At 65.0% G+C, this 24721-nt stretch carries 23 protein-coding genes; 14 read left to right on the forward strand and 9 right to left on the reverse strand.

Annotated features, from left to right (window positions below):
• Positions 1 to 19: 19 nt before the first annotated feature.
• The 6 genes from ASF31_RS14055 (at position 20) to egtB (ending at position 8018) form a co-directional block, all read left to right on the forward strand.
• Positions 20 to 2269 (forward strand): S9 family peptidase, encoded by a 2250-nt coding sequence (locus ASF31_RS14055; RefSeq protein ID WP_055755223.1) that lies wholly within the window; start codon positions 20 to 22, stop codon positions 2267 to 2269.
• Positions 2203 to 3696, forward strand: a complete 1494-nt coding sequence (locus tag ASF31_RS14060; RefSeq protein ID WP_200918649.1) for an amidase — start codon at positions 2203 to 2205, stop codon at positions 3694 to 3696. Before ASF31_RS14055 ends, ASF31_RS14060 begins: the two co-directional genes overlap by 67 nt.
• A 72-nt stretch (positions 3697 to 3768) precedes the next feature.
• Entirely contained in the window at positions 3769 to 4047 is a 279-nt protein-coding gene (locus ASF31_RS14065; protein ID WP_039243605.1) for a SemiSWEET family sugar transporter, read from the forward strand.
• An 86-nt stretch (positions 4048 to 4133) separates the two neighbouring features.
• On the forward strand, positions 4134 to 4439 hold the full coding sequence (locus ASF31_RS14070) for an SCP2 sterol-binding domain-containing protein (RefSeq protein ID WP_017506191.1): 306 nt from the start codon (positions 4134 to 4136) through the stop codon (positions 4437 to 4439).
• 105 nt (positions 4440 to 4544) lie between these two features.
• Positions 4545 to 5756: an acyl-CoA dehydrogenase family protein gene (locus tag ASF31_RS14075; protein ID WP_055755225.1), complete on the forward strand. Its 1212-nt coding sequence runs from the start codon at positions 4545 to 4547 to the stop codon at positions 5754 to 5756.
• Between the two features lie 102 nt (positions 5757 to 5858).
• Positions 5859 to 8018 carry an ergothioneine biosynthesis protein EgtB gene (egtB, locus tag ASF31_RS14080; protein ID WP_055755246.1) on the forward strand — a complete coding sequence of 720 codons (2160 nt, stop codon included), beginning with the start codon at positions 5859 to 5861 and terminating at the stop codon, positions 8016 to 8018.
• 83 nt (positions 8019 to 8101) lie between these two features.
• Here the strand turns inward: egtB and ASF31_RS14085 are convergent, their stop codons facing one another.
• Complete coding sequence (locus tag ASF31_RS14085) at positions 8102 to 8323, reverse strand: general stress protein (protein WP_039243609.1); 222 nt, start codon at positions 8321 to 8323, stop codon at positions 8102 to 8104.
• Positions 8324 to 8439: 116 nt separating this feature from the next.
• Positions 8440 to 8601, reverse strand: coding sequence for a hypothetical protein (locus ASF31_RS14650; protein WP_200918650.1), 162 nt, complete (start codon positions 8599 to 8601; stop codon positions 8440 to 8442).
• A gap of 103 nt (positions 8602 to 8704) precedes the next feature.
• Between ASF31_RS14650 and ASF31_RS14090 the strand changes: the two genes are divergently transcribed.
• Entirely contained in the window at positions 8705 to 8998 is a 294-nt protein-coding gene (locus ASF31_RS14090; protein WP_055755226.1) for a hypothetical protein, read from the forward strand.
• A gap of 18 nt (positions 8999 to 9016) precedes the next feature.
• Here ASF31_RS14090 and ASF31_RS14095 read toward each other — a convergent pair whose 3' ends face one another.
• The gene (locus tag ASF31_RS14095) at positions 9017 to 9718 is read right to left on the reverse strand and encodes an MBL fold metallo-hydrolase (protein ID WP_055755227.1); all 702 of its coding nucleotides are present in this window, start codon (positions 9716 to 9718) and stop codon (positions 9017 to 9019) included.
• Positions 9719 to 9908: 190 nt separating this feature from the next.
• Between ASF31_RS14095 and tig the strand changes: the two genes are divergently transcribed.
• The 4 genes from tig (at position 9909) to ASF31_RS14115 (ending at position 13400) form a co-directional block, all read left to right on the forward strand.
• Positions 9909 to 11255, forward strand: a complete 1347-nt coding sequence (gene tig / locus ASF31_RS14100; RefSeq protein ID WP_082465153.1) for a trigger factor — start codon at positions 9909 to 9911, stop codon at positions 11253 to 11255.
• A gap of 104 nt (positions 11256 to 11359) precedes the next feature.
• Positions 11360 to 12265, forward strand: a complete 906-nt coding sequence (locus ASF31_RS14105; protein ID WP_055755228.1) for a hypothetical protein — start codon at positions 11360 to 11362, stop codon at positions 12263 to 12265.
• A 93-nt stretch (positions 12266 to 12358) separates the two neighbouring features.
• A complete protein-coding gene (locus ASF31_RS14110; protein ID WP_055755229.1) occupies positions 12359 to 13006 on the forward strand; it encodes an ATP-dependent Clp protease proteolytic subunit in 648 nt (215 codons plus the stop codon).
• A gap of 73 nt (positions 13007 to 13079) precedes the next feature.
• A complete protein-coding gene (locus ASF31_RS14115) occupies positions 13080 to 13400 on the forward strand; it encodes a hypothetical protein (protein ID WP_055755230.1) in 321 nt (106 codons plus the stop codon).
• 3 nt (positions 13401 to 13403) lie between these two features.
• On the opposite strand, the gene ASF31_RS14120 is transcribed toward ASF31_RS14115, so the two are convergent.
• Positions 13404 to 14051 (reverse strand): HAD-IB family hydrolase, encoded by a 648-nt coding sequence (locus ASF31_RS14120; protein ID WP_055755231.1) that lies wholly within the window; start codon positions 14049 to 14051, stop codon positions 13404 to 13406.
• A gap of 194 nt (positions 14052 to 14245) precedes the next feature.
• Between ASF31_RS14120 and clpX the strand changes: the two genes are divergently transcribed.
• Entirely contained in the window at positions 14246 to 15514 is a 1269-nt protein-coding gene (gene clpX / locus ASF31_RS14125; protein ID WP_055755232.1) for an ATP-dependent Clp protease ATP-binding subunit ClpX, read from the forward strand.
• Between the two features lie 80 nt (positions 15515 to 15594).
• On the opposite strand, the gene ASF31_RS14130 is transcribed toward clpX, so the two are convergent.
• From ASF31_RS14130 to ASF31_RS14540, 4 genes are all read right to left on the reverse strand, one after another.
• Entirely contained in the window at positions 15595 to 16347 is a 753-nt protein-coding gene (locus ASF31_RS14130; protein WP_055755233.1) for a 1-acyl-sn-glycerol-3-phosphate acyltransferase, read from the reverse strand.
• 37 nt (positions 16348 to 16384) lie between these two features.
• Positions 16385 to 17434: a GGDEF domain-containing protein gene (locus ASF31_RS14135; RefSeq protein WP_055755234.1), complete on the reverse strand. Its 1050-nt coding sequence runs from the start codon at positions 17432 to 17434 to the stop codon at positions 16385 to 16387.
• A gap of 110 nt (positions 17435 to 17544) precedes the next feature.
• Positions 17545 to 19110, reverse strand: a complete 1566-nt coding sequence (locus ASF31_RS14140; protein ID WP_055755235.1) for a DEAD/DEAH box helicase — start codon at positions 19108 to 19110, stop codon at positions 17545 to 17547.
• A 245-nt stretch (positions 19111 to 19355) separates the two neighbouring features.
• A complete protein-coding gene (locus ASF31_RS14540) occupies positions 19356 to 19934 on the reverse strand; it encodes a hypothetical protein (protein ID WP_156356073.1) in 579 nt (192 codons plus the stop codon).
• 184 nt (positions 19935 to 20118) lie between these two features.
• Here ASF31_RS14540 and ASF31_RS14150 point away from each other — a divergent pair, with 184 nt between their 5' ends.
• A complete protein-coding gene (locus tag ASF31_RS14150) occupies positions 20119 to 20982 on the forward strand; it encodes a 50S ribosomal protein L11 methyltransferase (protein ID WP_055755237.1) in 864 nt (287 codons plus the stop codon).
• 9 nt (positions 20983 to 20991) lie between these two features.
• Positions 20992 to 22797: an aminopeptidase P family protein gene (locus ASF31_RS14155; protein ID WP_055755238.1), complete on the forward strand. Its 1806-nt coding sequence runs from the start codon at positions 20992 to 20994 to the stop codon at positions 22795 to 22797.
• Between the two features lies 1 nt (position 22798).
• On the opposite strand, the gene ASF31_RS14160 is transcribed toward ASF31_RS14155, so the two are convergent.
• A complete protein-coding gene (locus ASF31_RS14160) occupies positions 22799 to 24529 on the reverse strand; it encodes a patatin-like phospholipase family protein (RefSeq protein WP_055755239.1) in 1731 nt (576 codons plus the stop codon).
• Positions 24530 to 24721 lie beyond the last annotated feature (192 nt).

The raw sequence follows: 24721 nt of genomic DNA on the forward strand, positions 1-24721 counted from the left end.
ACCGCTAGCGTCTCGACCCATGCGCACCATTCTTCTCGCCTCGACCATCCTCCTGTCGGCCACATCGGCGCTCGCACAGGAGACGCCCTCCAACATCCTGACGCCCGAACGGGTCTTCTCCAGCCCCAGCCTGAATGGTCCGGTAGCCAAGGGAGTCAGCCTGTCGCCCGATGGACAGCTGGTCGCCTTCCTGCGTTCGCGCGAGGACAATGTAGATGTGCAGGACCTGTGGGCGGCGCCTACGGGCGAGGGCGAACCCTATAAGCTGATCGACGCACGGGCGCTGGTTCCCGACGCCGGCGAACTGTCGGAGGCCGAAAAGGCCCGGCGCGAGCGGATGCGGATCAGTGCGCGCGGCGTGGTCGAATATTCTTGGGACCAGCAGGGCCGCTACATCCTGGCGCCGCTGGAAGGCGACATCTTCCTGGCGAACCGGGCGGACGGCAAGGTGCGCCGCCTGACCGAGACGCCGGCCGACGAGATCGACGCCAAGGTGTCGCCGAAGGGCAGCTATGTCTCCTATGTCCGCGATCAGAATCTGGTCGTCTATGATCTGGCGAGCGGCAAGGAGACGCCGATCACCGACGACGGCGCGGGCCTGATCACCTGGGCCACCGCCGAGTTCATCGCCCAGGAGGAGATGGATCGCGACACCGGATACTGGTGGAGCCCGGACGAGCGCTACATCGCCATGACGCGCGTGGACGAGAGCCCCGTTGATATCGTGCCGCGTTTCGAGATCACCGGAGGCGGCGCGACGATGGTGGAGCAGCGCTATCCTCGCGCGGGGCGACCCAATGCGGTGGTCGAACTGTATGTGCGCGACCTACAGGGCGGGGGACGGGTCAAGGTGGACCTGGGATCCAACACCGACATCTATCTGGCGCGGGTGAACTGGTCCGGCGACGGCAAGACCCTGTATGTCCAGCGCCAGTCGCGTGACCAGAAGACTTTGGATCTGCTGAGCGTCGATCCGACGACCGGCGCGTCACGCGTGATCCTGAGCCAGAAGGCGCAGGCCTGGGTCGATCTGAACGACGACTTCCGCGTCCTGTCTGACGGCCGGTTCATCTGGTCCAATGAGGATTCGGGCTGGCGGCACCTGTATTTGTACGACCGCAACGGGCGACGCCTGCGGGCCATTACGCGCGGCGACTATCCGGTCAAACATCTTGACGGCGTCAACGAACAGACCGGCGAGGTCTATTTCACCGCCTCGATGCGCGACGGCAAGGAACTGCCGATCGAGCAGCAGATGTTCCGCGCCAATCTGAACCGCACGGTCGATCCGGTCGCGGTGACGCCGGGCGGCGGCTGGTGGACGGTGTCGGTGAACGGGCCGGCGACGGCCTATGTCGGCAACTATTCGGACCCGACGACGCCGACCCAGTCGGCGCTTTACCGCATCGACGGCACGCGCGTGCGCTGGATCGAAGAGAACAAGCTCGACGCCAACCATCCGTTCGCCCCTTACGTCTCACGCCTGCGCGCGCCCGAGTTCGGCACGATGCAGAGCCACGGCCAGGCCCTGGTGTGGCGCATGACCACGCCGCCCGACTTCGATCCGTCCAAGAAGTATCCGGTGGTGATGCAGGTCTATGGCGGCCCCGGCACCGGGGCGGGCGTGCAGAAGAGCTGGCAGCCGCTGACCAACCAACTGCTGACCGAGGCGGGCTACATCGTCTTCCGTGTCGACAATCGCGGCGAAGGCGACCGGTCGCAGGCGTTCGAGACCAGCATCTATCGCCGTCTGGGCATTCCGGCGGTCGAGGATCAGGCCCAGGCCGCGCAATGGCTGAAGACCCTGCCTTACGTCGATGCCGACCATATCGCGGTGATGGGCTGGAGCTTCGGCGGCTTCCTCAGCCTGCTGACACTGACGGACGAGGACGCCGGCCTGGCCTCGGCCCTGGCGGGCGCGGCGCCAACGGAATGGAGCCTGTACGACACCCACTACACCGAACGGTATATGTCCACGCCCCAGGCCAATCCGGAGGGCTATGCCGCCACCGACGTCCTGCCGCGGCTGGACGATATGACGGGGCGGCTGTTGCTGCTGCACGGCATGGCCGACGACAACGTCATCTTCGGCAATGCGACGCGCGTCATCGACGCCTTGCAGGCCAAGAGTGTGCCGTTCGAAATGATGCTCTATCCCGGCCAGCGGCACGGCGTCCGCGGCGATCCGAGGCAACTGCAACAATGGCGCACCTATCTCGACTTCCTGGACCGCACGATCGGCAAACGGGCCGAACCCAAGGCCGACTGATTCTGGCGGCTGCGGTCGCGCTGGCCCTCGCGGGCTGCGCGACCGGGCAGAGCGCCTATCCGTCTGCGTCCGACGTGGTCGCTGCGGGGCGGGCGACTGACAGCGCCCATTCGGTGCTGGTCTGGACCGCAAGATCACCCCGTCAGGGCATGTCGGCGATTTCCGGCATGCCGATCCTGCTGAAGGACAATATCGAGACGGCGGACATGCCGACCACCGCCGGATCGTTGGCGCTGGCGAACAATGCGCCGGGACGGGACGCGCCGCTGGTCACACGACTGCGCGCTGCAGGGGCCGTGATCGTCGGCAAGACCAATCTGTCGGAATGGGCCAATATCCGCTCGTCGGACTCGATCAGCGGCTGGAGCGCTGTCGGCGGCCAGACGCTGAACCCCTATGATCCCGCGCGCACACCGTGCGGATCATCGTCCGGCAGCGGAGCGGCGGTGGCGCTGGGCTTGACGCCCGTCGCCATCGGAACGGAAACGGACGGGTCGATCACCTGCCCGGCGTCGGTCAATGGCGTGGTCGGGTTCAAGCCGAGCGTGGGCGTGGTCTCGCGCACCCACATCGTGCCGATCAGCCATTCGCAGGACACGGCCGGGCCGCTGGCGACGACCGTCAGGGATGCGGCCAGGGTGCTGACGGTCATCGCCGGGTCCGATCCGGCCGATCCGGCGACGGTCGAGGCCGATGCGCACAAGGTCGACTACGCCGCCGGGCTGGACGCCAATGCGCTGCGCGGTGCGCGGATCGGGGTGATGCGGTTCCTGAAAGGCTACTCGCCCGAAACCCAGGCGGTGTTCGAGCAGAACCTGAAGGCCCTGCGCGATGCCGGCGCTGTCTTGGTCGATCTGCCCGAGGGACCGGATGGCCGGGTCATAGGCGCGGCCGAGTTCAAGGTGCTGCTCTACGAGCTGAAGCACGATCTGAACGCCTATCTGGCCTCGACCGACCCGCAGCAGGTCCGCACCCGCACCCTGGCCGACGTCATCGCCTTCAACGCCGCCGAACCGCGCGAGACGGTGCTGTTCGGTCAGGACATCTTCGAGCGCGCCCAGGCGATGGGCGATTTGACCGACGCTGACTATCTGGAGGCGCGCGCAACCTCGCTTAGACTGGCGGGGCCGGAGGGCATCGATCGATTGATGAGGGACAATGGCGTGATCGCCCTGATCGCGCCCACCACGTCGCGCGCCTGGACCAACGATCCCAAGGACGACGACGACATGCAGGGATCGGCCAGTCAGTTGGCCGCCGTCGCCGGCTATCCGCACCTGACCGTGCCGATGGGCTTCGATCGGGGAATGCCCGTGGGAATCAGCTTCCTTGGCGGGAAGTGGGACGATGCGCGCATCCTTTCTCTGGGTTACGCCTTCGAACAGGTGACCCAGGCCAGACGGCCGCCGCCTGGCGTTCGACGCTGACATCCCTTGGGGCGGCCGCTGAGAGTGCGGCATGTGCATATTTAGCCTCAACGTCATGTCGACGATCGTGGCATGAGCGACCTGATCGCCAATATCGTCGGCTCAGCGGCTGCGATCTGCTCGATCACCAGCTTCGCGCCTCAGGCGGTCAAGATTTGGAAGGAGCGTGACGCGTCGTCGGTCAGCTTGAAGACCTACTCCCTGACCGTGACCTGTTTCGTGCTGTGGGTCGTCTATGGCGTCATGACGCAGGCCTGGCCTGTCACGGTCGCCAACGCCTGCGCGCTGGTGATGGCGTCGGGCGTGCTGGTGATGAAATGGCGGTTCCGCGACGGCGATCCGGAGAAGTGATCAGACCTTTCCCCGACGTGATCTTGGCGCCCCCGCCGATGCGGGCTAACCCGTAGTTCACAACGTCCAACAGGGAGACGCCCCCAATGCCCGATCTCGCACAAGTCACCGAACACATCCGCGGCGCCGTCGGCGACAACTCCGGCCTCGGCAAGACCGTCAAGCTCGATCTCGGCGACGAGGGCAAGATCTACATCGACGGCGCCTCCACGCCGAACACGGTGACGAACGAGGACAAGCCCGCCGACGCCACCGTCTCGATGAAGTGGGATGACTTCATGGCTCTGTCGGAAGGCAAGCTGGACCCGATGATGGCCTTCATGCAGGGCAAGCTGAAGATCGCCGGCGACATGATGATCGCCCAGAAACTGGCTCCGCTGCTGAAGCGCTGATGCCGGTCTGAACGACCAGCTATGGCGGCGCGGCTCCCGACAAGGGACCGCGCCGTTTTCGTATCGAGCGTCCGGCAGAGACGCGAACGGGAAAGAGGAAACGACATGGACTTCAAACATTCCGACCGCGCCCTGGATTGGCACGCCCGCGTCCGTCGCTTCCTGGACGAGCAGGTCATCCCGCGCGAAGCCGAATATTTCGCACAGGTCCGCGAGGATTCGAACCGTCAGCCGCCGGTCATGGAGACGATGAAGGCGGCCGCGAAGGAAGCCGGACTTTGGAATATGTTCCTGCCCGGCGAACACGGGGCGGGTCTGACCAATCTGGAATACGCGCCGCTGGCCGAGATGATGGGGCGGCATCTGTGGTCGGCCGAGGTGTTCAACTGCAACGCCCCCGACACCGGCAATATGGAGGTGCTCCATATGTACGGAAATGCCGAGCAGCAGGCGCGCTGGCTGAAGCCCCTGATGGCCGGCGAAATCCGTTCGGCCTTCCTGATGACCGAGCCTGAGGTCGCCTCGTCCGACGCCACCAACATCCAGACCCGGATCGAGCGCGACGGCGACCACTATGTCATCAGCGGCCGCAAATGGTGGTCGACCAATATGGGCCATCCGAATCTGGCCGTGACCATCGTCATGGGCAAGACCGACCCCGACGCCGCATCCCACGCCCAGCAATCGCAGATCATCGTGCCGGCCGACACGCCTGGCTTCCGTGTCGAGCGGATGCTGTCGGTATTCGGCTATGATGAAAAGCCGATCGGCCATGCCGAGGTCGTGCTGGAAAATGTCCGCGTGCCGGTCGAGAACTTGATCGCCGGCGAGGGCAGGGGCTTCGAGATCGCTCAGGGGCGGCTTGGCCCGGGCCGTATTCACCACTGCATGCGCACGATCGGTGCGGCCGAGCGGGCGCTGGAACTGATGGTGACGCGGCTGTTGAACAGAACGGCGTTCAAGAAGCAGTTGGCCGAGCATTCGGTCTGGGAACAGCGCGTCGCGGAGGCGCGCACCAACATCGAGATGTGCCGCCTGCTGGTGCTGAAGGCCGCCTGGATGATGGATCAGGCGGGAGCCAAAAACGCGCGTTCCGAGATCGCCCAGATTAAGGTCGCCGCGCCGAAGATGGCTTTGCAGATCATCGACGACGCCATTCAGGCGTTCGGCGGCGCCGGTGTCTCGGGTGACACGCCTTTGGCCGAGCTTTACGCGGGTGTCCGCACCTTGCGCATCGCCGACGGCCCGGACGAGGTCCATAATCGCACCATCGCGCGGTTTGAATACGCCAAACATGGCGGCCGCCCGATGCGCTGATATGTGATCCCGAACGCCAAGTGCTTGGGAACCTTGGCCTTGTTGGTGCGTTTGTTCGGCACTGACAAGGCGCTGGGGCTGGTGTCGGACGGGACAGCTGACATGAATGCGCGCTCCGAGCCCGACCCGCGGGTTGCGTCAGACGTGGCGCGGTTCAAGTCTGTTCGCGCGCGCATGATCGCTCTGGCTGAAGGTTTGTCTGCCGAGGATCTGTCAGCTCAGTCGATGGCGGATTGCAGCCCAGGGAAATGGCATCTGGCGCACACCAGCTGGTTTTTCGAGGCGATGATCCTGTCGTCCGATCCCGGATACCAGCCCGTCGATCCGCGTTTTCAGCAGCTGTTTAACTCCTACTATGAGGCTTTGGGCGAGCGGGTCAGGCGGGACCAGCGCGGGCTGATGACTCGCCCCTCCGTCGATGAGGTCCTGGCCTATCGCCGAGAGATCGACCGCCGGATGGTCGCCTGGCTGGCGCAGGGCGAGACCAGCGGCCATCAACGCTATCTGTTCGAGCTGGGTCTGCACCACGACCAGCAGCATCAGGAGCTTTTCCTGATGGATGTGCTGAACCTGATGTCGCGCTCTCCGCTCGACCCCGCCGCCTATGAGATCGAGCCCAGAGCCGAGGCGCTTCAAAACACGCGCGTTGGAACGGTGGCGTTCGAAGGCGGTCTGGTGACGATCGGCCACGACCAATCGGGCTTCGCCTTCGACAATGAGGGGCCGTCGCACCGCGTCTGGCTGGAGCCGTTCGCTCTGGCTGCGGATCTGGTGACGAACGGCGACTGGATCGCCTTCATCCAGGATGGCGGCTATTTGCGGTCCGAGCTGTGGCTGTCTGACGGCTGGGCGACGGTCAAGGCTGAGGGCTGGACCGCGCCGCTGTATTGGCGTTTGGCTAATGGCGCCTGGACCGTGATGGGTCTGACGGGGCGTAAACCTGTCGATCCTACTGCGCCGGTTCGCCACATCAGCTTTTATGAGGCCGACGCTTTTGCCCGTTGGGCCGGCAAGCGACTGCCGTCCGAGGCGGAATGGGAACATGCCGCCGCCTCTTCGCCTGATGCGTTCTCGAACCTGGTTGGCGAAGTGTGGCAGTGGACGTCCAGCGCCTATGCGCCCTATCCCGGTTTTCAGCCGACGCCGGGCACCGCCGCCGAATACAACGGCAAGTTCATGGCCAATCAGATGGTGCTGCGAGGCGGATCTTTCGCCACGCCGCCGGGCCATGACCGCATCACCTATCGCAACTTCTTCTATCCCCAACAGAGGTGGGCCTTCATGGGTTTGAGACTGGCTGAAGATCGGACCGTGGCGCGAGACGCCGCAGCGGACGACGCCCAAACCGCCGCCTTTCGAAAGGATATGATCGAAGGGCTGTCGCGTGCACAAAAGGCTGTGCCGCCGAAGTGGTTCTATGACGCGGACGGGTCACGTCTGTTCGAAGACATCACCGTGCTGCCCGAATACTATCCGACCCGGCAGGAAATGGCGCTGTTGCGCGATCGCGCAGCGGAACTGACGGCCGACTTCGGCCCCGACGCGGTGCTGGTCGAGTTCGGATCCGGCGCCAGCGAAAAGACGCGGATTCTGTTGGATGCCGCCACCGACCTCGGCGCCTACGTCCCCCTCGACATCAGCGAGAGCGCCCTGATGGACGCCGCCATTCGCGTCCGCGCTGACTATCCGAAGCTGCGCGTGCAGCCGGTTCTGGGAGATTTCGAGCATTTGGCGCCGCTGCCCGACGATCTTCCGTTGGGGCGACGGATCGGCTTCTTCCCCGGCTCGACCATCGGCAATCTGCAACCGGATGAGGCCGAGCAATTCCTGGCGGCGGCGCGTCGGATGCTGGGCGAGGGTGCGTTGTTCATTCTGGGCGTCGATCTGGTCAAAGATCCTGCAATCCTGGTCGCCGCCTATGACGACAGCCAGGGCGTGACGGCGGCCTTCAATCGCAATGTTCTGATCCGCGCCAATCACGAGTTGGATGCTGATTTCGATGTGGACGCCTTTGTTCACCGCGCCGTGTGGAATCCGGACGCCTCGCGCATGGAAATGCATCTGCAGGCGATTGCGCCGACCACCGCGCACATCGGAGATCGAACATTCCGCTTTATGACCGGCGAGACGATCCACACCGAAAGCTCGCGCAAGTTCACGCCTGAATCGATTCAGGCCATGGCGGCCGCCTCCGGCTGGACTGTCGTCCGCATCGATACCTCTCCGGCGCCCAGCGTGGCCTTGGCGGTTCTGCGCGCCTGAGCCGAATGCGCGGCTGATTGCGGACAAGAAAAAGGGCGGCGCATCGATCGATGGGCCGCCCTGTTTGTATCGAGTTTCGCCGACTATTGCCCGTCGGCGGCGTCCGCGTCTTTCTTGGTTCCGTGCGACGCTTCTCCACCCTTGCGGCCCGCCTGTGCGGCGAGGCTGCGGTCTTGGGAGAAGCTGCGTTTTTCGCTGGGGACGCTTGCGCCCCCTTTGCGCGCGATTTCGCGCTGACGTTCGGGATCCATGGAGGCGAAACCTCGCTTGGAAACGCCGGAGGGTCGTGTGGGTTGGCTGTCCATCGTGTTCCTTTCAGTGCTGCCGTTGCGCTTGCTGAAGTGAACCCAGTGACTCGGTGACGGTTCCGTCGGGAACTCCGTTTTACTGTCGCGATCCTCAAGGGCTCGTGAGTTTGACTTTACCCAGCACCGTAAGGCCGCGAATCACCTTCGCCGCCACCATCCGGTTCCATCGGCGGAACTTCATCGGGCGTGTCTGAAGGCTGTATTTCCGGCTGCTGCGCCGGCTCAGGCTGGGTTTCGGGTTGCGGCGTGGTCGGAGTGGGTTCGATATAGGTCATGAGCGGCTCCTTGTGCGATCAACCAACGCACCCTGATCGCCCGCGTTCAAAAAGGAACCATGGGTCGCAACGCCGGTTTGTTCAGCGAACCACGGAGATCGACATGACCAATACCCCGATAAGCGCGACATCACCCGACGACATCGTCCTGGAGGACGATGATCTGACCCAGCGTTTGGACCGACAGGCGGACGCCATTCTCGCCGAGGGCGAGGGCCGTAGCTTTGGCAAGACCACTTCGGTCCGCCAGGCCGTCAGAGAAGATGCGGGCCTGGTGCGCGAGAGGATTTCCGGACGCGTACATCGTGTGCAGGAAGACATTCAGGACAATCCGATGAAGGCGACGCTCTACGCATTGGGCATCGGCGTGATCATCGGCATGATCCTGCGTCGATAGGCCACACGATCAGCAGGCTCAGGCAGGCCCCGACGGCTCACGCTGGATCGGGGCCTGTCGCATTGCGGCGTCAGACACGAACGGATTGGTCCGTCGCTCTTCACCAAAGGTGGAGATCGGCCCGTGGCCCGGCACAAAGGTGACGTCGTCGCCAAGCGGCCAGAGCTTTTCGATCACGGAGCGGATCAGTGCGGGCGGATCGCTCATCGGGAAGTCGGTGCGACCGACCGAACCCTTGAACAGAACGTCGCCGACCTGAGCGAATCGCGCCGCGCGATTGAAGAAGATGATGTGTCCGGGCGTATGGCCGGGGCAGTGGCGCACTTCCCAGGTCGTTTCGCCCAGCGATACCGTGTCGCCATCCTCCAACCACCGATCGGGCGTGAAGGGGCGAGCGTCGGGCAGGCCGTACATCCGGCCGCTTTCTACGATTCGGTCGATCCAGAACTGGTCGGCCTTCTGAGGGCCGGTGATCTGGGCGCCGGTCTTTTCCTGCATTTCTGCTGCGCCGCCCGCGTGATCCAGATGGCCGTGGGTGATCCAGATCTGATCAAGCGTCAGGCCGCGCCGCGAGACCTCGCCCAGGACTGCATCGACCGAACCGCCAGGATCGATCACGGCGGCCTTGTTGGTGGCGGTGCACCAGACGGTCGTGCAGTTCTGTTGAAGCGGGGTGACGGGCGTGACGAAGACGCCGATGGGGGAGGCGGGTTGGCTCATTTGGTCAACATAGCCACGCAAAGGCCGCGAAACCACCGGCTCTGACTACGCCCGCGTTGACCTTTCGGGCCCTTCTCGACATAAGGGCGGGCTTCGAGGTGCCGCTCCACACGGGGCGGCCTTCTTGCTTATCCATTCCGCGCCGGCCGTCTCGATGGCTCATGCGCCCCAGAGCGTCAGAATCCCGACCATGCAAGTCGTCGAAAAGTCGAACGAAGGCCTCAGCCGCGTGATCGCGGTCACCATTCCCGTCGCGGAGCTGAACGAAAAGCTCGAAGCCCGCGTCAAGGAAGTCGCCCCGCAGGTGAAGCTGAAAGGCTTCCGTCCGGGCAAGGTGCCGGTCGCCCACGTCAAGAAGACCTTCGGCCGTGAGTTCATGGGCGAGATCATCAACGCCGAGCTGAACGAAACCAGCCAGAAGGCGCTCGACGAGGCCAAGATCCGTCCCGCCGCGCCGGCCGAGATGAAGCTGACCTCGGACATGGACAAGGTCATCGCCGGTCAGGAAGACCTGGCCTATGAAATGTCGCTGGAAATCATGCCGGACTTCGAGCCGGTCGATCCCAAGACCCTGAAGCTGGAGCGCCCGACCTATGAAGCGTCTGACGCCGATCTGGACGAGGCCCTGACGGAACTGGCCGGTCAGGCCAAGACCTACGAAGACAAGAAGGGCAAGACCGTCAAGGCCGCCGAGGGCGACCAGCTGACGATCGACTTCCTGGGCAAGCTGGACGGCGAGCCCTTCGAAGGCGGCGCCGCCGAGGACGCGGACCTGGTGATCGGCTCGGGCCGCTTCATCCCCGGTTTCGAAGAGCAACTGACGGGCGCCAAGGTCGGCGAAGAGAAGACCATCGAAGTCACCTTCCCCGAGAACTATCAAGCCGCTCATCTGGCCGGCAAGAAGGCCACCTTCGACATCAAGCTGAAGGCCATCAAGGCGGAAGCCGAATCCAAGATCGACGACGATTTCGCCACCCGCATCGGTCTGGAGTCGCTGGACAAGCTGAAGGAACTGCTGAAGTCCAACCTGGACCAGCAGTACGCCGGCGCCGCCCGTTTCAAGCTGAAGCGCGCCCTGCTGGACCAGCTGGATGAGGCCCACGACTTCCCGTTGCCGCCGAAGATGGTGGACGCCGAGTTCGACGGCATCTGGCAGCAGGTCGAGGCTGACAAGACCGCTGGTCGTCTGCCGGAAGAAGACGCCGCCAAGTCGGACGAGGACCTGAAGACCGAATACCGCAAGATCGCCGAACGTCGCGTGCGTCTGGGCCTGGTGCTGGCCGAAATCGGTCGCGCCAACAACGTCCAGGTCACCGACCAGGAACTGAACGCCGCCATCCTGCAGGAAGCCCGCAACTATCCGGGCCAGGAACAGGCCGTCCTGAACTTCTACCGCCAGAACCCCAACGCCGCCGCCCAGATGCGCGCGCCCATCTACGAAGAGAAGGTCGTCGACCTGATCGTGGGCGTCGCCGACGTGACCGACAAACCGATCACGAAGGAAGAGCTGCTGAAAGAAGACGAGGACGAGGGCTGATTTTCCGCTCGATTACGCGACCGTAACTGGCGGTTGTGGCTCCTGGATTGTAAGTCGAATGGGTCCGCAGTGCGGGCCCATTTTGCTTTTCAGGTATGTCTTCAATGTCTTTTTCCGCTGTCGCTCTGGCCGCCCTCATCACCGCAGGCGCGCAGGCGCAGGATCCGGCACAGCCGCCCCCGACAGATCTGGAGGAGATCACGGTCGAGGGTCAGTCGCCGCGGCAGGCTGCGCGCCAATTTGTCCAGCGTGTTGCGACCGCGCCCGCCGGTGCGCGGCTTGGACGGTGGAATACGCCGCTGTGCGTCAGCGTCGCCGGATTGAAGGCGCCCTACGGTCAGATGCTTGCCGATCGCATCGGCGAAATCGCTCATGATCTTGAAATTCGAGTGGGCGAGCCTGGCTGCTCGGCCAATGTGCTCATAATCGCCACGGAGGATGGTCCCAGTGTCGCATCTGCGCTGGTGGAAGGTTGGCGTCGTCGTTTCCGTCCTCCGATCGACAACACGAACATGGGTTTGGCGGCGCTGGAACGGTTCAAAACCAGCGATGCGCCAGTGCGATGGTGGCACATTTCCCTGCCAGTCTCAGCAGACACTGGCCAACTGGCGGCCCGTGTCGCCGGTGGAGAGCCGCCCTCGATTGGATCGCGGGCCGTCAGCCGCATGAGGTCGCCACTGCGGTACGACCTGAACTCAGCGACCGTCGTCATTGATATGACCAAGGCCAGTGGCGTCCTTTTGCCGGCTCTGATGGACTACGCCGCGATGGTCGTCTTGGCGCAGGTCGATCCCCGCGCCGACTACTCCGATCAGCCCACTGTGCTGAATTTATTTGGTGATCCTCAGAACGTGACCGGCCTCACGGACTGGGACCGCGCCTATCTGCAAGCGCTATATGAAGCGGAGCCCGATCGCGCATCCGCCGCCGCGCAGGAGGCGGCGGTCGCGGAACGACTACAGAAAGGACGTCGTGCAGCGGCGAACCAGCAAGACGCGCAGTCCGATTGAACCCGGCGTCTTGCGCAGGGTGTCATCGAACGCGATATGCAGCATAACCGGCTGACGACGCTGAATCGTCGCCACTGCATCCGAGAAGGCTAAATGCGCGATCCGATCGAACTGATGAACATGAACCTGGTGCCGATGGTGGTGGAGCAATCCAGCCGCGGTGAGCGTTCCTTCGACATTTTCTCGCGCTTGCTGCGTGAGCGAATCATCTTTCTGACGGGACCGTTCGAGGACGGGATGGCGTCGCTGATCTGCGCCCAGCTGCTGTTCCTTGAATCGGAGAACCCCAAGAAGGAAATCAGCATGTATATCAACAGCCCCGGCGGTCAGGTGACCTCGGCGCTCGCGATCTACGACACCATGCAATACATCAAGAGCCCGGTTTCGACCGTGGTGATGGGTATGGCGGCTTCGGCTGGCTCGCTGATTCTGACGGCGGGCGCCGCTGGCCAGCGGATCGCCCTGCCGAATGCGCGGGTCATGGTGCACCAGCCCTCGGGCGGTTTCCGCGGCCAGGCGTCGGACATCGAACTGCATGCCGCCGACATCCGCTACACCAAGCGTCGTCTGAACGAGATCTACGTCCATCACACCGGTCGGACGTATGAGGAGGTCGAGAAGACTTTGGATCGCGACCACTTCATGTCGGCCGAGGAAGCCAAGACCTGGGGCATCGTTGACCATGTCTACGATCGCCGCGAGCAGGCCGACGCCGATGGCGTGAAGACGCCCGGCAACTAAGACTGCCGTCGAAAGGCGAAAAGGGCGCGCCCGTTGCGGCGCGCCCTTTTCATTTTGTGCTATCGGAAACGCCATGCAGTTCACACGAGATCAAAGCGGCACGGTCGATGTCGATGGCGAAAGCTACGTCTGGGAGCTTCGTCGCCAACCTCAGCCCAAGGGCGGAAATGTCTGGGAGGGCATGGCCGTCTCCCTTCGCCACGCGGACTTCAAGCGTGAAGCCATCGTGCAGTTTCCGCCGCCACTTCGGCCCAACGGCCGACCAGATGTGGAGAAGCAGCGCGTCAATGTCGACGCTGTCCGCACCGCTGTCGCCTCGGCGATCGAGGCCGGCTGGGATCCGGCCTCGCGCGGCAAGGCGATGGTGTTCGACGTGGACGCCGACGGCAACTAAGTTTCAGGGCTTCCGGCGGAAAATTCGGAAACCTGGCTGCTGGGCCATCGCCAGCATCTCGGTGTCGCCCGAGGTGTCGCCGTAGGCGGCGACGAGCGTCATGTCATCGCCATAGGCCGCTTTCAGCCGCCGCACCTTTTCCTCACCGCGACAGTTGGGACCGGCGAAGTCGCCGGTGATTCGGTCATCGGCGTTGAAGACAAACTCAGTGCCCAGCAAGGCCTCGGCCCCCAGTTTGCGGGCGAACGGCGCAACGGTCGTCGTCGGCGACGCGGTCACGATGACGCGATGCGCACCGCGTTGGCCCCAGTCGTTCCACACCTCAAGCGCATCGGGGCGCATGAAGCGGGGCCAGATCTCTTCGGCGAAGGCTGCGGCTTCCGTTTCCAGCGTCTGGCGGCTCACGCCAAGCAAGAATTCCTTTACGGAGGCCGCCTTGATCCGGCCCCGGTCGCGATCCTTGGCGTAGGCGGCCAGCGCCGGAGCCAGCTTGACCAATCCCAAGGCCCAGGCGCCCGGACCGGCGCGCCAGCGCAGGAACTCGGTGAAGCTGTCTCGAATCGTCAGCGTGCCGTCGAAATCGAAGGCGACGATGGCAGGTCCATTCGCCGTGGACTGGCGTATTTCCTGCACAATACCCATGTCAGACATTCGCCTTGATCCCCGTCGACACTGATCCATCCACGCACTGCAACAATCCCTTGCCGCCTTCGGGGTTGTTCCGGAGCGTGTGATGGGTGATTGTCATTTTTTGAAGACCTTCGCATCCAGAGTGCTGGAATCAATGTGAGGGAAGCGCGTTTTGGGCCATTTCGGTCCGACCCGCGGGAGTGAGATAAGGGTCTATGACCAAAGCAGCCGGCACCGACGCCAAAAGCACCCTCTACTGCTCGTTCTGCGGAAAGAGCCAGCACGAGGTCCGCAAGCTCATCGCGGGCCCGACCGTCTTCATCTGCGATGAATGCGTCGAACTGTGCATGGACATCATCCGCGAAGAGCACAAGATCGGCTTTAAGAAGACGACCGACGGCGTGCCCACGCCCAAGGAAATCCGCGACGTGCTGGACGACTATGTCATCGGCCAGGCGCACGCCAAGAAGGTGCTCTCGGTCGCCGTCCACAACCACTACAAGCGCCTGAACCACGCGACTAAGAACAACGACGTCGAACTGGCCAAGTCGAACATCATGCTGATTGGCCCGACCGGCTCGGGCAAGACGCTGCTGGCCCAGACGCTGGCGCGCATCATCGACGTGCCCTTCACCATGGCCGACGCGACGACCCTGACCGAAGCCGGTTATGTGGGCGAGGATGTCGAGAACATCATCCTGAAGCTGCTGCAGGCGTCGGACTACAACGTCGAGCGGGCCCAGCGCGGCATCGTCTATATCGACGAAATCGACAAGATCTCGCGCAAGTCTGACAACCCTTCGATCACGCGCGACGTGTCGGGCGAAGGCGTGCAACAGGCCCTGCTGAAGATCATGGAAGGCACCGTCGCCTCCGTGCCGCCGCAAGGCGGTCGCAAGCATCCGCAGCAGGAATTCCTGCAGGTCGACACCGCCAACATCCTGTTCATCGTCGGCGGCGCCTTCGCTGGGTTGGAGAAGGTCATCTCGGCGCGCGGGGCAGGGGCTTCGATCGGCTTTGGCGCCCAGGTCAAGGAGATCGATGAACGTCGCACCGGCGACATCCTGAAGGGTGTCGAGCCTGACGACCTGATGCGGTTCGGTCTGATCCCCGAGTTCATCGGCCGTCTTCCGGTGCTGGCGACGCTGGAAGACCTGGACGAGACGGCGCTGGTCACGATCCTGACCGAGCCGAAGAACGCCCTGGTCAAGCAGTACAAGCGTCTGTTCGAGATGGAGAACGTCGAACTGACCTTCACGGACGACGCCCTGATCGCCGTCGCCAAAAAGGCCATCACCCGCAAGACCGGGGCACGCGGCCTGCGCTCGATCCTGGAAGGCATCCTGCTGGAGACCATGTTTGAACTGCCGACCTTCGAAGGCGTCGAGGAAGTCGTCGTCAACGCCGAGGTCATCGACGGCAAGGCCCAGCCTCTGCTGATCTACTCGGAAGCCTCCAAGAAGAAGGCCGACGGCGCCGCCTGAACTGACGACCAGCGCTGAAATGAAAAAGGCCGGAGCGAGATCGCTCCGGCCTTTGTTGTTCGAGATCGCTGTCTGCAAACCTATTTGATCGGTGTGTCGATCAGCACGGCCTGCGTCACGGGTTGGCCCGTGGCCTGGGCGACGAGCTCGGCGGTGCGGGTCTCAATGACGGCTTCGAGGCGAGCCAGGAACTCGTCCTTAGGAAGGCCGACGGGGATTGGGTCGAGGAACTCCAGCGTCGCTGTGCCGGGGTGTTTTTCGTACTTTTCCTCGGGCCAGAAGAGGCCGAGGTTGGTGGCGAGCGGCACGACCGGAACGTCGAAGTCGCGGTACATGTGCCAGACGCCGGAGCGATACTTGAACTTCTTGCCGACGGGCGCGAGGTGCCCCTCGGGATAGATCAGGATCTTGCGGTTCTCGGCGCGGGCCTCGGCGGCGCGCATGGCCAGCGCCTTGCGGGCTTCGTGGCCGCCGCAGGAGTTGACCACGATGGCGCCCAGCTTCTTCAGCACGCCGCCCAGCAGGGGAAACTTTTCCAGGTGATCGCCGGTGACGAAGGCGATGTCGTCGAACTGGTCATAGGTCGCAAAGCCGTCGCCCCAGCTTTGATGTTTTGAGGCGATGATGAAGGCGCCCTCGGGCAACCGATCCTTGCCGCGAACATCCAGTTTGATGCCGGCGAAGATCGCCATGGCCTGAACCATCCGCTTCACATAGCGGCGGATGACCCAACTGGCCGGGCCGCGACCGGGGGCGAGCGCGGCGAAGGCGGCGGTCAGCCCATAGCCGATCGACAGGATCCAGTAGGCGACATTGAAGGCGAAGCTGCGCATGGGGCGACTATGGCAGAAAGCTTGGCCTTGTCAGACCCTAAGCCGCCTTTTCGAGCGATGACGCCGGCGTGACGCAGTTTCGGCCCGCGCGTTTGGATTCGTACAGGGCGGCGTCCGCGCGTTCCAGCAGGCTGGCGGCGGTTTCGCCCTTTCGACGCTGGGCGAAGCCAGCAGAGACCGTGACTGAGCCCAGGTCGTCGTTGGTCGAGCGACGGCGCAGCGCGCGTGACGCCACGTCGTTCCGGATGCTTTCCAGCGCCGCCATCACGACGCCGGCGCCTTCACCGGGGAAGATGATGGCGAATTCCTCGCCGCCGAACCGGGCTGCGAATCGGGTCTTGCCGCAGATGTTGGACAAGACGGTGGAGACATAGCGCAGCACCTGATCGCCGGTCTGGTGGCCCCAGGTGTCGTTGAACCGTTTGAAATGATCGATGTCGAGGATGGCCAGGCTGAGCGGCGCGCCGTCGTCGTCGGCGCAGGCGGCCTCAAGCCGTTCATCAAAGGCCTTGCGGTTGGCCAAATTGGTCAAGGCGTCGGTCATCGCGTCGCGGCGCACCTGTTCCAGGTTTTCGCGCAGGCGGATGACTTCCTTGTTGGACTTTTCCAGACGCTTTTCGAGGATCGCCGTTTCGCGGCGCACGCGGTTGGTCGCGGTCGAAAGGCCGCCGACCAGATCCTTCAGCGAAGACGGATCGTCGACAGTTTCCATGCATTGCGAGGCGTCGGCGAGGGTTTCGCCATAATCGTGCTGGGTCTTGTGCGCCATGGCGATGGCGCTGGCGACGCTGGCCAGTTCGCGGTCCAGCACGGCGCCGACGTCGCGAATCTGATCCGGCAGGCGACCGCGCGGCAGGAACTCGGCGGCCAGCATTTCTGACGTCTTGTCTGTGATGACGGCGGACTGCGCCAGAAGACGGCGGATTTCCTGGGCCAGGGGACCGTCGGGGTCGCTGATGTAATGCAGCCAAAGCTCGAAGTTCAGCGGAGTGGGCCAGACGCCGGCCTTTTGCATTTCGCCGATGACGTTGCGCGCCAAAGCATAGGCTTGAGGAGCTCTTAGCGCCGTCTCGACCTTTTTCGACATTCTTGTTCCCCTAAGCTCCTGTTCTGGAGCTGTGTCGGGGCGCACACTACGGGATGTTCCGTAATGCAGGGTAAACGGCGCGGCGTCTCACCGCGCCGTTGTGTACGAATTCAGGCGCGGATAACGACGGGCCGACGCAGGAAGGCGGGGATGTCGTCGCCGAAGCCACGCACGCCCTGGCGCTGAGTGTCGCCCTTGTCAGCCTTGCGATCGCCGCGGCGATCGGATTGCAGCAGGTGCGGCTCACGATCTGCACGGTCGGGACGTGGGGCGCGAGCCGTCTCGACGGGTTCGACGGTCGCCTCCGCCTCGACTGTGGCGGCGACGGGAGCCGCGACTTCGACCGGCGTCTCGGGGCGGGCCTTGCGGCGGCTGCGGCTGCGGGGCGCTTCGGCCTCTTCAGACGAAGACGCGGCGGTGACGGGGGCGATGTCGCCAGGCTCGGCGGACGGGGTGGGCGCGCTGCTGGTGCGCGACCGGCTGCGACCGCGTTCGCCCGTGCGTTTGTCGTCGCGGCGCGGGCCGTCCTTGATGGCGGCGAAGTCGATGCCGTCCAGAACCAGCTCTTCCGGATCCTTCTTGATCAGCTTCAGGACCTTATCCAGCGACTTGTCGTCGGCCGGGGTCACGATCATGAAAGCCTGGCCCAGCTTGCCGGCTCGGCCGGTACGGCCGATGCGGTGGACGTAGTCGTCGGCGTGGTGCGAGACGTCGTAGTTGAAGACGTGGCTGACGTCCGGGATATCCAGGCCGCGCGCGGCGACATCGGAGGCGACCAGAATCTTCAGTGCGCCCGAGCGGAAGTCCGCCAGGGTCTTCATCCGGTGCGACTGATCCAGGTCGCCATGGATCGGCGCGGCGTCGAAGCCGTGGGTCTTCAGCGACTTGGCGACGATATCGACTTCGGATTTGCGATTGCAGAAGACGATGCCGTTACGCACGTCCTCACGGCCGACCAGGGCGCGCAGGGCGGTCCGCTTGGCCTTGGGGTCCGAGGTCGGGATGCGGACGATGTATTGGGTGATGGTGTCGGCGGTCATAGCCGGACGCGAGGCCTCGATCCGGGTCGGATCCTTGAGGAAGGCGGTCGTCAGGCGCGTAATCTCCGGCGGCATGGTGGCCGAGAAGAACAGGGTCTGACGACGAGGCGGCGTCAGTTTGAAGATGCGCTCGATGTCGGGGATGAAGCCCATGTCCAGCATGCGGTCGGCCTCATCGACGACCATGATTTCGACGCCGGTCAGCAGCATCTTTCCGCGTTCGAACAGATCAAGCAGGCGGCCGGGCGTGGCGATCAGAACGTCGACACCCTTGTTCAGCGCCGCGACCTGGTCGCCCATGGAGACGCCGCCGATCAGCAGGACCCAGCTGAGCTTGGTGCCCTTGGCGTATTTGGCGAAGCTCTCGGCGACCTGGTCAGCCAGTTCGCGCGTCGGCGCCAGGACGATGGCGCGCGGCATGCGGGCACGGGCGCGGCCGGTGGACAGGCGATCGACCAGAGGCAGGGTGAAGGCGGCGGTCTTGCCGGTGCCGGTCTGGGCGATGCCCAGAACATCACGTCCGGCGAGGGCGACGGGGATCGCCTGTTCCTGAATGGGCGTGGCGGTCGTGTAGCCGGTGTCGGCGACGGCCTGAAGGGTCGTGGGCGAAAGGCCCAGTTGGGAAAATTCGGTCATGAATCCTTGGGAGAGAAAGCGTCTGCGTGCATAGCAGCGACGGAACCGCCCCTCTTTGGGCGAGCGGGCGGCGCGGATCGCAGACCTGTCCCGAGGCTGGGGCGCATATAGAAGCCCCTGCGCAGAAGTCAAGTATTCCTGGTTTTTTGCTCAGCCGGCCGCAGGCCTTAAATCGCAGCCTGCAAACGAAAATCGCCGGACGGGCGAGCCGTCCGGCGATCTGCTGGATCAGAGTGGAAGTGCGATCAGCGCTTGCCGAAGATCATGTCGCCCAGTTTGGCGAAGAAGCCCTTTTCCTCGGGCTTGGCGGCGGGCGCCGGCTTGGGTGCTTCGACCGGCTTGGGAGCGGGAGCCGGCGTAGGCGCGGACGCCGCAGCGGCGGGGGCAGCGGCGGGTGCGGGGGTGGCGGCGGGCTTGGGCGCGGCGACGGGCTCGGCCGGCTTGGCGGAAGGCGCGGCCTTCGGGGCGGCGGCTGCTTTCGAAGCGGCGGCCTTGGGGGCAGCAGGTTTCGCCGCTGCAGGCTTTGCCGCCGTCGCCTTCGTGGCGGCCGCTTTTGGAGCTGCAGACTTCACTGCCGCCTTGGCGGCGGCCGATTTGGGTGCAGCAGCCTTGGGAGCGGCTTTCGGAGCAGCCTTGGGGGCAGGGGCGGGTTTCGGCTTGGCTGCGGCCTTGATGGCGACCGGCTTAGCGGCTGGCTTGGGGGCGGGGGTTTTGGGCGCCGCAGCCTTGGGCGCGACTGCCTTGGCGGCGGCGGCCTTCGGCGCAGCGGCTGCCGGCTTAGCAGCGGCCTTGGGCGCAGCGGTTTTCTCGGCGGCGGTCTTCACGGCGCTCGACTTCGGCGCGGCTTTAGGCTTGGAAGCGGCGGTCGCCGGCTTTGGCGACGCTGGTTTAGACGTAGACGGTGACTTGGCCATGTATTCCCCGACCCCTCGGTTTGATAAAAACGCGGTGGCGACGGGCGTTCAGCACCGGATCGCTACGATTCGCCATATTACCGGTGTTTGAAAAATGTCCGAGTCCGCACTTCAGATAATCGCCCGTGGCCCTCGCGCCGCCGCAGAGGCCGCCGCAGAGGCCGTCGACGCCGATCCGCGACTGGAAGGCGCGACCTATTCGATCCTGGAAGAGGACGAGGATAACGACGTCTGGCGCATCGACGCCTTTCCCACGACGGACGAAGAGGTTGAGGGGCTGAAGGCGGTGCTGGCGGGATATCCGGTGACGGTGCTGGTCGAGAAGCTGGCGGACGCCGACTGGCTGGCCATGTCGCTGTCGGGTCTGCCGCCGGTCGAGGCCGGACGGTTCTTTGTCTATGGCGCGCACGATCAGGGTAAGGTGCCCGAGGGTCGCGTCACGCTGAAGATCGACGCCGGCGCCGCATTCGGCACGGGCCACCATGGCACCACGGTCGGCTGCCTGGAGGCGTTCGACAAGCTGCTGGAGACCGAAAGCTTTGAGAAGGTGCTGGACGTCGGTTGCGGCACGGGCGTGCTGGCGATCGCGGCGGCCAAGACGGGCACGCCTATCGCCGTCGGAACCGACATCGACGAGCCCTCGGCCCGGATCGCCAATGAGAACGCCGAGATCAACGAGGCCAAGTGCGACTTCTATTTCGCCGATGGTCTCAGCGATCCGCGCATCGCCCAGCACCAGCCATATGACTTGGTGTTCGCCAACATCCTGGCCGCGCCGCTGGTGCATCTGGCGCCCGAGATCGCGGCGGCGCTGAAGAGCGGCGGGGTCGCGATCCTGTCGGGCCTGTTGCGCACGCAGGAGGAGCGGGTGCTGGAGGCCTATCTGCCGCTGGGCTTCACGGTCGAACAGACCATCCATCACGACGCCTGGAGCGCCCTGCAACTGCGCAAGGGCTGAGGATCGATCATGCGCCAGACTTTCGACGAGACGACCGACCCGTCCTTCGGGGCCAAGCACCTGCCGCTGCTGCGCGCCGAAATGGCCAAGCAGGGGCTGGACGGGTTTCTGATCCCGCATGAGGACGAGCATCAGAACGAGTATCTGCCGGACGCCAATGAGCGGCTGGCCTGGGCGACCGGCTTCACCGGCTCGGCCGGGGCGGCGGTGGTGTTCCAGGATCGGGCCAGCATGTTCACCGACGGTCGCTACACCGTTCAGGTGAAGGCCCAGACCGATCCGGCCCTGTTTGAGCGGCGCGACCTCAATGACGTGGCGGCCTATCTTGAGACGGCGGCGAGGGGGGCGGTGATCGGTTACGATCCGCGTCTGCACAGCCCGGATGCCCTGATGGCCCTGAAGACGGCGGCGCAGAAGGCGGGGGCCGAGTTGCGCGCCGTGGAGGCCAATCCGCTGGATCTGGCCTGGGGCGCCGATCGTCCGGCCCAGCCGACGGCGCCGGTCGTGCCGCATGAGGACGCCTATTCCGGCGAGAGCCATGCATCCAAGCGGGCGCGGATCGGCAAAGCCGTGGCGGACGCCGGCGCAGACGCGGTGGTGCTGACGGCGCCGATGTCGATCGCCTGGCTGTTCAATGTGCGCGGCGGGGACGTGATCCGTTCGCCCCTGCCGATCGGTCAGGCCATTCTGGCGGCGGACGGCAAGGCGCGGCTGTTCCTGGACCCGGCCAAGGTGACGAATGCTTTGCCGGCCTGGCTGGGCGACGATGTCCGCATCGAGGCGACCGAGCAGCTGCCGGCGGCGCTGGACGGGCTGTCGGGCCAAAAGGTCATGATCGATCCGTCGCTGTCGTCGGCCTGGTATTTCGACCGGCTGGACGCGGCGGGCGCGACGGTGGTGCGGGCGATGGATCCCTGCGCCATTCCCCGGGCGGCCAAGAATGCGGTGGAGATCGAGGGCAGCCGTCAGGCGCATATCCGCGACGGGGCGGCGCTGAGCCGGTTCCTGCACTGGGTCGATACGGTGGTGCAGGAGACCCTGCCGGACGAGCGCGAGGTGGTCGAGGCGCTGGAGCGGTTCCGCGAGGAGACCGGGGCGCTGAAGGACCTGAGTTTCGACACCATCGCCGGGGCGGGGCCGAACGGGGCCTTGCCGCATTACAAGCCGGTGGGCGCCAGCATTCGCAAAGTCGAGAAGGGCTCGCTGCTGCTGGTGGACGGCGGCGGTCAGTATCTGGACGGCACGACCGATGTGACCCGCACCATGGCGGTGGGCGAGCCGAGCGAGGACCAGCGCCACAAGTTCACGCTGGTGCTGAAGGCGCATATCGCCATGGCGACGATCCGTTTCCCGGCCGGGACCAGCGGCATGGCGCTGGACGCCATTGCAAGGGCGCCGATGTGGGCGGCGGGGCTGGATTACGATCACGGAACCGGCCACGGCGTCGGCAGCTATCTGGGGGTCCATGAGGGGCCGCAGCGGATCGCGAAATGGGGCACGTCCCAGCCGCTGCTGGAAGGGATGATCCTGTCCAACGAGCCCGGCTATTACCGCGAAGGCCACTGGGGCATCCGCATCGAGACCCTGCAGGTGGTGACGCCGGCTGAGGTTCCCGAGGGCGGCGAGCGGCCCATGCACGGGTTCGAGCAGCTGACTTTCGCGCCGATCGACCGCAAGCTGATCGCGGTCGAGATGCTGACGCCGGGCGAGCGGGCCTATGTCGACGCCTATCACGCCGAAACGCTGGCCAAGGTCGGCCCGTTGATGGATGGCGAGGCGCTGGACTGGCTGAAGCGGGCCTGCGCACCGCTGTGACCTAAAGGACCGGAACGCGTCGCCTCAGGTGGGTGACGGGGACCGTCAGTTCGGCCAGCGCGGCCTTCATCGCCTCATAGCCTGTGGCGACGGGTCCGTCGTAGGTTTTCCAGTCGCGAATATCGCTGCCGGCGACGTAGGGCAGGACCAGAACGTCGGCGTCGGCGCGCGACTGCGTCATCTCGACGTCGGTGGTGATGGTGGCCGAGCGCATCAGGATCGAGACGATGGGCGGGCCGGCCTTCCAGGCGCCGGACAGGACCCATTTCCACCAGGACGGCGGATTCTCCAGCGCCTGGGGATCGACGCCGCGCGTCTGGGACATGTCGACGCCGATGATGGGGCCGCTGTTCAGCTGGCGCATCACGCTGGTAGGGAAGTTCTTCAGAACGGCGCCGTCCACCAGCACCTGACCGTCCATGACGACCGGCGGCAGGACGCCGGGAATGGCGATGGAGGCGCGCATGGCCCGCCGCATCAGGCCCGTGCGATGCGCCTCGATCCGGCCCCAGGTCAGGTTCGACGAGACGGCGAAGAAGGGCAGGGCCAGGTCCGCTAGGTCGATGTCGCCGTAAGCCTGCTCCAGCAGACGGGCGACCTTGCGCGCGCGAGACATGGCAATGATCGGCACGGCCAGGTCCGACAGCGGGTCGGACTCGACGAAGGCGCGCCGAATCTCGAAATCCAGCCGCTCGTAGGACCAGCCCAGGGCCGGGCCGGCGGCGACGACCGCGCCCATGGAGGCGCCGCCTGCGAAGTCGATGGGGACCTTGGCCTCTTCCAGGGCCCTGATCGCGCCGATGTGGCAATAGGCCCGCGCGCCGCCGCCGGACAGAACCAGTCCGACCGCCGTGCCGGTGACGACGCGGGCGATGCGCTCGGCGTCGGTGGCCAGTCCTTCGACGCAATGGAACCAGCGGTCGGGCTGTAGCGCATCCAGCCAGACGCGCGTGTTGGCCGGGTGATGCATGCGCGGATCGCGCAGCAGGATCAGGTCGGTCAGGCGGCGGCCGTCGCCGAAGCCGTGGCGGCGCGGCACGGCGGACGGCGGCGCCAGAAGGCCGCTGCCGACGATGAACATTCGGTCCACCTGACGCGCGCACAGGCTGGCCCAGGCGGGCTGATCCTGTTCGGCGACATAGAGGACATAGTCGTGGTCGCCCTCCACCCGGCTGAACCATTCGGACGCCGAGGCCAGGGCCGACTGGTCGATGACCTGACAGGTGAAGCCCATGGCCTGGATGGCCGCGGCGATGCGTTCGACAAAGGCGCGGATGGGGCGGGGACGGGCCGAGACGAAGCCGAAGACGCTGGGCTCGGACGCGCCCGCCGTGCGCTCGCGGGCGCGGTGGATCATCAACCGCGACAGTTCGACCATCAGGTCCGGTTCGGTGCGGGCGGCCTCGAAGAAGGCTTCGCGCGGCAGGGCCAGAATCTCGCTGTCCCGCAGGGCGACGACGGTGGCGGTGTGCGGCGTGCCGGCCAGCATGGCCATTTCGCCCACCGGCTCGCCCGCCTTGACCACGCCCAGCATGTGCGGCGGCTGATCGGCCTCCATTCGAAATACGCCCAGACGGCCGGAGCGGACCAGATACAGGGTGTCGGCCGGATCGCCTTCGGTGAACAGCGGCTCGCCGCCGGTCAGCGCGAACCAGCTGGCCCGGTCGACCATGCGACCTTCGAAGATGCGCGCGAGCGAGGTCGCCAGCGTGTCGGGGCGAAGCGTGGCCATGGTCCGTTTGTAGGCGCGATTCTGGGCCGGGTGAATTGGGATGTTTGGACGTGCGACGGCGCCTTCGCGCGATCGCAGCGAAGTCTGGAGGGCTGGGCGGAGCGCCGGGCCTTCGCCCGGAGTGTGATTAGAGATTACCGTTTCGACGAAGGGTATGACGCTCCGCGCGGGGGGTTGGCCTGCAAGCTCGGG

This window comes from Brevundimonas sp. Leaf280, assembly GCF_001422455.1.
In the GTDB taxonomy this organism is placed as follows: domain Bacteria; phylum Pseudomonadota; class Alphaproteobacteria; order Caulobacterales; family Caulobacteraceae; genus Brevundimonas.

Coding starts and splice junctions, on each gene's coding strand:
- ASF31_RS14650 (WP_200918650.1), bottom strand. CDS start 8,601: ATGACCTATATCGAACCCACTCCGACCACGCCGCAACCCGAAACCCAG.
- ASF31_RS14130 (WP_055755233.1), bottom strand. CDS start 16,347: ATGCGCAGCTTCGCCTTCAATGTCGCCTACTGGATCCTGTCGATCGGC.
- egtB (WP_055755246.1), top strand. CDS start 5,859: ATGAATGCGCGCTCCGAGCCCGACCCGCGGGTTGCGTCAGACGTGGCG.
- ASF31_RS14090 (WP_055755226.1), top strand. CDS start 8,705: ATGACCAATACCCCGATAAGCGCGACATCACCCGACGACATCGTCCTG.
- ASF31_RS14155 (WP_055755238.1), top strand. CDS start 20,992: ATGCGCCAGACTTTCGACGAGACGACCGACCCGTCCTTCGGGGCCAAG.
- ASF31_RS14135 (WP_055755234.1), bottom strand. CDS start 17,434: ATGTCGAAAAAGGTCGAGACGGCGCTAAGAGCTCCTCAAGCCTATGCT.
- ASF31_RS14110 (WP_055755229.1), top strand. CDS start 12,359: ATGCGCGATCCGATCGAACTGATGAACATGAACCTGGTGCCGATGGTG.
- tig (WP_082465153.1), top strand. CDS start 9,909: ATGCAAGTCGTCGAAAAGTCGAACGAAGGCCTCAGCCGCGTGATCGCG.
- clpX (WP_055755232.1), top strand. CDS start 14,246: ATGACCAAAGCAGCCGGCACCGACGCCAAAAGCACCCTCTACTGCTCG.
- ASF31_RS14140 (WP_055755235.1), bottom strand. CDS start 19,110: ATGACCGAATTTTCCCAACTGGGCCTTTCGCCCACGACCCTTCAGGCC.
- ASF31_RS14055 (WP_055755223.1), top strand. CDS start 20: ATGCGCACCATTCTTCTCGCCTCGACCATCCTCCTGTCGGCCACATCG.
- ASF31_RS14095 (WP_055755227.1), bottom strand. CDS start 9,718: ATGAGCCAACCCGCCTCCCCCATCGGCGTCTTCGTCACGCCCGTCACC.
- ASF31_RS14115 (WP_055755230.1), top strand. CDS start 13,080: ATGCAGTTCACACGAGATCAAAGCGGCACGGTCGATGTCGATGGCGAA.
- ASF31_RS14075 (WP_055755225.1), top strand. CDS start 4,545: ATGGACTTCAAACATTCCGACCGCGCCCTGGATTGGCACGCCCGCGTC.
- ASF31_RS14070 (WP_017506191.1), top strand. CDS start 4,134: ATGCCCGATCTCGCACAAGTCACCGAACACATCCGCGGCGCCGTCGGC.
- ASF31_RS14105 (WP_055755228.1), top strand. CDS start 11,360: ATGTCTTTTTCCGCTGTCGCTCTGGCCGCCCTCATCACCGCAGGCGCG.
- ASF31_RS14120 (WP_055755231.1), bottom strand. CDS start 14,051: ATGTCTGACATGGGTATTGTGCAGGAAATACGCCAGTCCACGGCGAAT.
- ASF31_RS14065 (WP_039243605.1), top strand. CDS start 3,769: ATGAGCGACCTGATCGCCAATATCGTCGGCTCAGCGGCTGCGATCTGC.
- ASF31_RS14085 (WP_039243609.1), bottom strand. CDS start 8,323: ATGGACAGCCAACCCACACGACCCTCCGGCGTTTCCAAGCGAGGTTTC.
- ASF31_RS14060 (WP_200918649.1), top strand. CDS start 2,203: ATGGCGCACCTATCTCGACTTCCTGGACCGCACGATCGGCAAACGGGC.
- ASF31_RS14150 (WP_055755237.1), top strand. CDS start 20,119: ATGTCCGAGTCCGCACTTCAGATAATCGCCCGTGGCCCTCGCGCCGCC.
- ASF31_RS14160 (WP_055755239.1), bottom strand. CDS start 24,529: ATGGCCACGCTTCGCCCCGACACGCTGGCGACCTCGCTCGCGCGCATC.